The 4,515-nt window shown below is 61.6% G+C and carries 3 protein-coding genes and 1 pseudogene; all 4 read right to left on the minus strand.

Annotated elements, in window-relative coordinates; all coding sequences use genetic code 11:
- The coding region (locus I5W_RS09145) for an ABC transporter permease subunit (protein ID WP_252716961.1) at window positions 1-695 on the minus strand (695 nt) is incomplete at its 3' end.
- 8 nt (window positions 696-703) lie between these two features.
- Window positions 704-1,624: a glutathione ABC transporter permease GsiC gene (gene gsiC, locus I5W_RS09150; protein ID WP_044528988.1), complete on the minus strand. Its 921-nt coding sequence runs from the start codon at window positions 1,622-1,624 to the stop codon at window positions 704-706.
- 132 nt (window positions 1,625-1,756) lie between these two features.
- Window positions 1,757-3,328, minus strand: coding sequence for a glutathione ABC transporter substrate-binding protein GsiB (gene gsiB / locus I5W_RS09155; protein WP_044528989.1), 1,572 nt, complete (start codon window positions 3,326-3,328; stop codon window positions 1,757-1,759).
- Window positions 3,329-3,422: 94 nt separating this feature from the next.
- Window positions 3,423-4,515: pseudogene (locus tag I5W_RS09160) on the minus strand (ATP-binding cassette domain-containing protein); the annotation flags it as partial.

The following is a 4,515-nucleotide window of genomic DNA, read 5'->3' on the forward strand; positions in this document are numbered from 1 at the left end:
GATGGCCGAGATGTGCCCGGGAAGATGTGCTCCCACATGATGTTGGCATCGGAGGCACGNATGCTGCGGGTGGGCTCGATATAGTCAGGGTTCTTCAGTTGCAGCGTATTGCCGCGCACCAGGCGCGCAAGGGCCGGGATGCTGAACACCGAGACCGAGATGATGACGTTGATCATGCCGCCACCCAGGATGGCGACGATGCCGATGGCCAAGAGGATGCCGGGGAAGGCGAACAGCACATCACAGATGCGCATGGTGATGCGGTCCCACCAGCCTTCGTAGTAACCGGCCAGCAAGCCGAAGACGGTGCCGATCACGGCGCCGATGGCCACCGAGAAGAAACCCGAAGCCAGCGAGATGCGCGCGCCCATCAGGATGCGGCTGAAGATGTCGCGGCCCAGCGAATCCACGCCGAACCAGTGGACCCAGGTCGGCGGCGAGTTCAGCGCATCGTAGTCGAAGAAATTCTCGGCATCGAAGGGGACGATCCAAGGCGCGATGATGGCGATGACGATCAGCAGCAGGATGAATATGCCGGCATAGACGGCCAGGCGCTGCTTCTTGAACTTGCGCCAGAATTCGCGCCAGGGCGTGCGGATCTTCTGCCCGGCCGCGATCACGGCGGAGGGATCGGCCGGCGGCAACGGTGCGCCGGTTTCGGAAGTACTTGCCAGAGGCGAATTGGAGAGCGACATGATTCCCCTCACTTGAAACGGATGCTGGGGTTGATCACGGCATAGAGCACGTCCACCACCAGGTTGATGAAAATGAATTCCAGCGAGAACAGCAGGATCTCGGCCTGGATGATGGGGTAGTCACGCATCTCGACGGCATCCACCAAGAGGCGCCCCATGCCCGGCCAGTTGAACACCACCTCGACCAGGATGGAGCCGCCCAGCAGGAAGCCGAACTGCAACCCCATCATGGTCACCACCGGAATCAAGGCATTGCGCAGGCAGTGCTTGATGACCACCACGGTCTCGGTCAAGCCCTTGGCGCGTGCGGTGCGCACGAAGTCCTCTTGCAGGATCTCGATGAAGGAAGAACGGGTAAAGCGCGCCATCACCGCCGCCACCGCCGCGCCCAGCGTGATCGAAGGCAGGATGTAGTGGCGCCAGGTATCGTCGCCCACGGTGGGCAGCCAGCCCAGCTTGACCGAGAAGATCTGCACCAGCAGGATGCCCAGCGAGAAGGCCGGGAAGGAAATGCCGGAGACCGCCAGCGTCATACCCAGGCGATCCGGCCACTTGTTGCGCCACACCGCCGAGGAAATGCCGATGACCAGACCGAAGATCACGGCCCAGATCATGGCCACGATGGTCAGCCACAGGGTCGGCCAGAAGCGCGCTGCGATCTCTTCGGAGACCGGGCGCTTGCTGCGGATGGATTTGCCAAAGTCGCCCTGGGCGGCCTTGACGAAGAAATTCACGAATTGCTCGGGCAAGGGCTTGTCCAGGCCGAGGTCGGCGCGCACCAGCGCGACCGTCTTGTCGTCGGCTTCGGGACCGGCGGCCAGCCGCGCCGGGTCACCCGGCAGCAGGTGCACGAACAGGAAAACCAGCACCGCCACCAGCAGCAGCGTGGGAATCAGGCCTAACAGGCGTTTGATGACAAAGGAAAACATGATGCTCTCTGAAGAAGGCCTCGCCTGAGTGCCAGGCACCCTTGCTTGTTGCCGCGACGGGCGTCACCGCCCATCGAAAGAATGCTGCCGGCGACGCGCTCCTGCCACGTCGCCGGCCGGGGTACGACCGGCTTACTTGGTCAGCTCGATGTTCTCGAACTCGATGGCCTGGTCAGGCATCACGTAGACACCCTTGAGGTTCTTGTTGCGGGCATAGAGCAGCTTTTCGGTGACCAGGAAGGCCCATGGGGCATCCTTCCAGACTTCCTGCTGGGCATCCTTGTACAGCGCTTCCTTGTCCTTGCGATCGGTCACGGTCAGGGCCTTGGCGATATCGGCATCGACCTTGTCGTTCTTGTAGTAGGCGGTGTTGTACAGACGCGGCGGGAAGGATTCCGAGGCCAGCAGCGGACGCAGAGCCCAGTCGGCTTCACCGGTGGAGGACGACCAGCCGATGTAGAGCAGACGCACCGGGGCGGTGGCCGGGTCTTGCCAGCTTTCCACGCGTTCCACGCGCTGGCCGGCTTCCAGGGCCTGGATCTTGGCCTTGATGCCCACCTGCGCCAGTTGCTGCTGCAGGAACTGGATGATCTTCACCGCGGTGCTGTGGGTGTAGGCCGACCACAGTTCGGTTTCGAAGCCGTTCGGATAACCGGCTTCGGCCAGCAGGGCCTTGGCCTTCTTCGGGTCATACGGCCACGGACCGGTCTTGAAGGCGTAATCCACGCCTTGCGGCACCACGCCTTCCATCGGGGTGGCATAGCCGTTGAAGGCCACCTTCACCAGTGCCTGCTTGTTGATGGCGTAGTTGATGGCTTCGCGCACCTTGGGATTGTCGAAGGGCTTCTGCTTGGTGTTCATCGACATGTAGCGCTGGATAATGGAAGGTGCGGCGATCACATCCAGGTTGGACTTGCTCTTCAACAGGTCGGCCTGTTCATAGGGCAGCGGGTAGGTGAACTGTGCCTCGCCGGTCTGCATCATGGCCGAGCGGGCGTTGTTGTCGACCACCGGCTTCCAGATGATTTCATCGACCTTGGGATAGCCCTTCTTCCAGTAGCCGTCGAACTTCTCGACCTTGACGTAATCGGTCTGCTTCCATTCCACGAACTTGAAGGGGCCGGTACCGACCGGGTGGAAGGCGATGTCCTTGTTGCCGTATTGCTTCAGAGCCGCGGGTGAAATCATCACGGCCGAGGGGTGGGCCAGCACGTTGATGAAGGCCGAGAACGGTTCCTTCAAGACGATCTTGACGGTGTAGTCGTTGAGAACTTCGGTCTTGGCGATGCGGTTGAAGAGGTTGTAGCGCTTCAACTTGTTGTCCGGGTTGGTGACGCGGTCAAAGACGGCCTTGACGGCATCGGCCTTGAAGTCGGTGCCATCCTGGAACTTCACGCCTTGCTTCAGGCGGATGGTGTATTCCAGGCCATCCTTGCTGACCAGATAGCCTTCGGCCAGCACCGGGATCAGCTTCATGTCCTTGTCGAAACCGAACAAGCCTTGATAGAAGGACTTGGCCATGGACAGCGACAGCGTATCGTTGGCGTCATAGGGATCCATGGTCGTGAAGGTCGAATACACCGCCAGCGTCACGGACTTGGCCGCAAATGCATGGGCTGCGGCAAACTGCAGCGTGGTACCCAGGGCGGCAACGGCCAGCCATTTGGCAGTCGACAGTCCTTTTGTAGTTGCTGTGATAGACATGTGGTTTCTCCTGATCAGTAAAGCGAGGTTGGTACGACGTAGTTGGGTTTTACTGCGCTGACTGCTGTTTTGGAACATGAACACAGGCCGCCGCTCAGAACGCGCCGGCAATACGGTGCTGGGCCACGAAATGCCCCGGCGCCACTTCCTTCAAGGGTTCCACCTTGGGCTCATCGCCCACCAGCCGGATCGGGCTGGGAATTCATCGGTCAACAGTTCCTTGCCCGGGTGGCGCAAGGTCGGATCGGCCACCCGCACAGCCGCCATCAGCTTGCGCGTATAGGGGTGCTGTGGATCCTCGAAAATCGCCCGGCGCGGGCCGATCTCCACGATCTGGCCCAGGTACATCACCGCCACCCGATGGCTGATGCGCTCCACCACCGCCATGTCGTGCGAAATAAAGATGAAGGAAATCCCCAGCTCGGCCTGCAGGTCCAGCATCAGGTTGACGATCTGGGCCTGGATCGATACGTCCAGCGCCGACACCGATTCATCGGCGATGACGATCTTGGGGTTCAGCGCCAGAGCGCGGGCGATGCAGATGCGCTGGCGCTGACCACCGGAAAATTCATGCGGATAACGCTGGCCGTGCTCGGGCGTCAACCCCACGCGCGTGAGCAGCGCATCGACGCGCTCCTGCGCACCCTCCTTCATGCCATGCACCAGCATCGGTTCCATGATGGAATAACCGACCGTCATGCGCGGGTCCAGCGAGGCGAACGGATCCTGGAAGATGAACTGGATATCGCGCCGCAACTGGCGCAGCTCCGAACGCGGCAATTGCGCCAGGTCGCGCCCGCCGAATTCGACCCGGCCACCGGCGATGTCAACCAAGCGCAGCAACGAGCGACCGGTGGTGGACTTGCCGCAACCGGATTCACCGACGATGGCCAGGGTCTCGCCGGAGTAGAGATCGAAGCTGACCTTTTCCACTGCATGAACGCGCTGCTTGACGCGACCGAAGATGCCGCTCTTGACGTCGAAGCGCGTGGTCAGCTCGCGTACCTTGAGGATGGGCTGGCGCTGCGCGGCGATTTCCGCCTGCGCCTGCAATTCGCTGGCGATCAGTTCAGGACGTGCCTCGGCCTGGGGTGCCAGGCCAAAGCGCAGCGGCTTGTCGGTGCCGCGCATGGAGCCCAGGCGCGGCACGGCAGCCAGCAGCGATTGGGTATAGGGATGAGCCGGGC

It is taken from the genome of Herbaspirillum sp. B65, from assembly GCF_000333555.1.
Taxonomy (GTDB): Bacteria; Pseudomonadota; Gammaproteobacteria; order Burkholderiales; family Burkholderiaceae_D; genus Herbaspirillum; species Herbaspirillum rubrisubalbicans.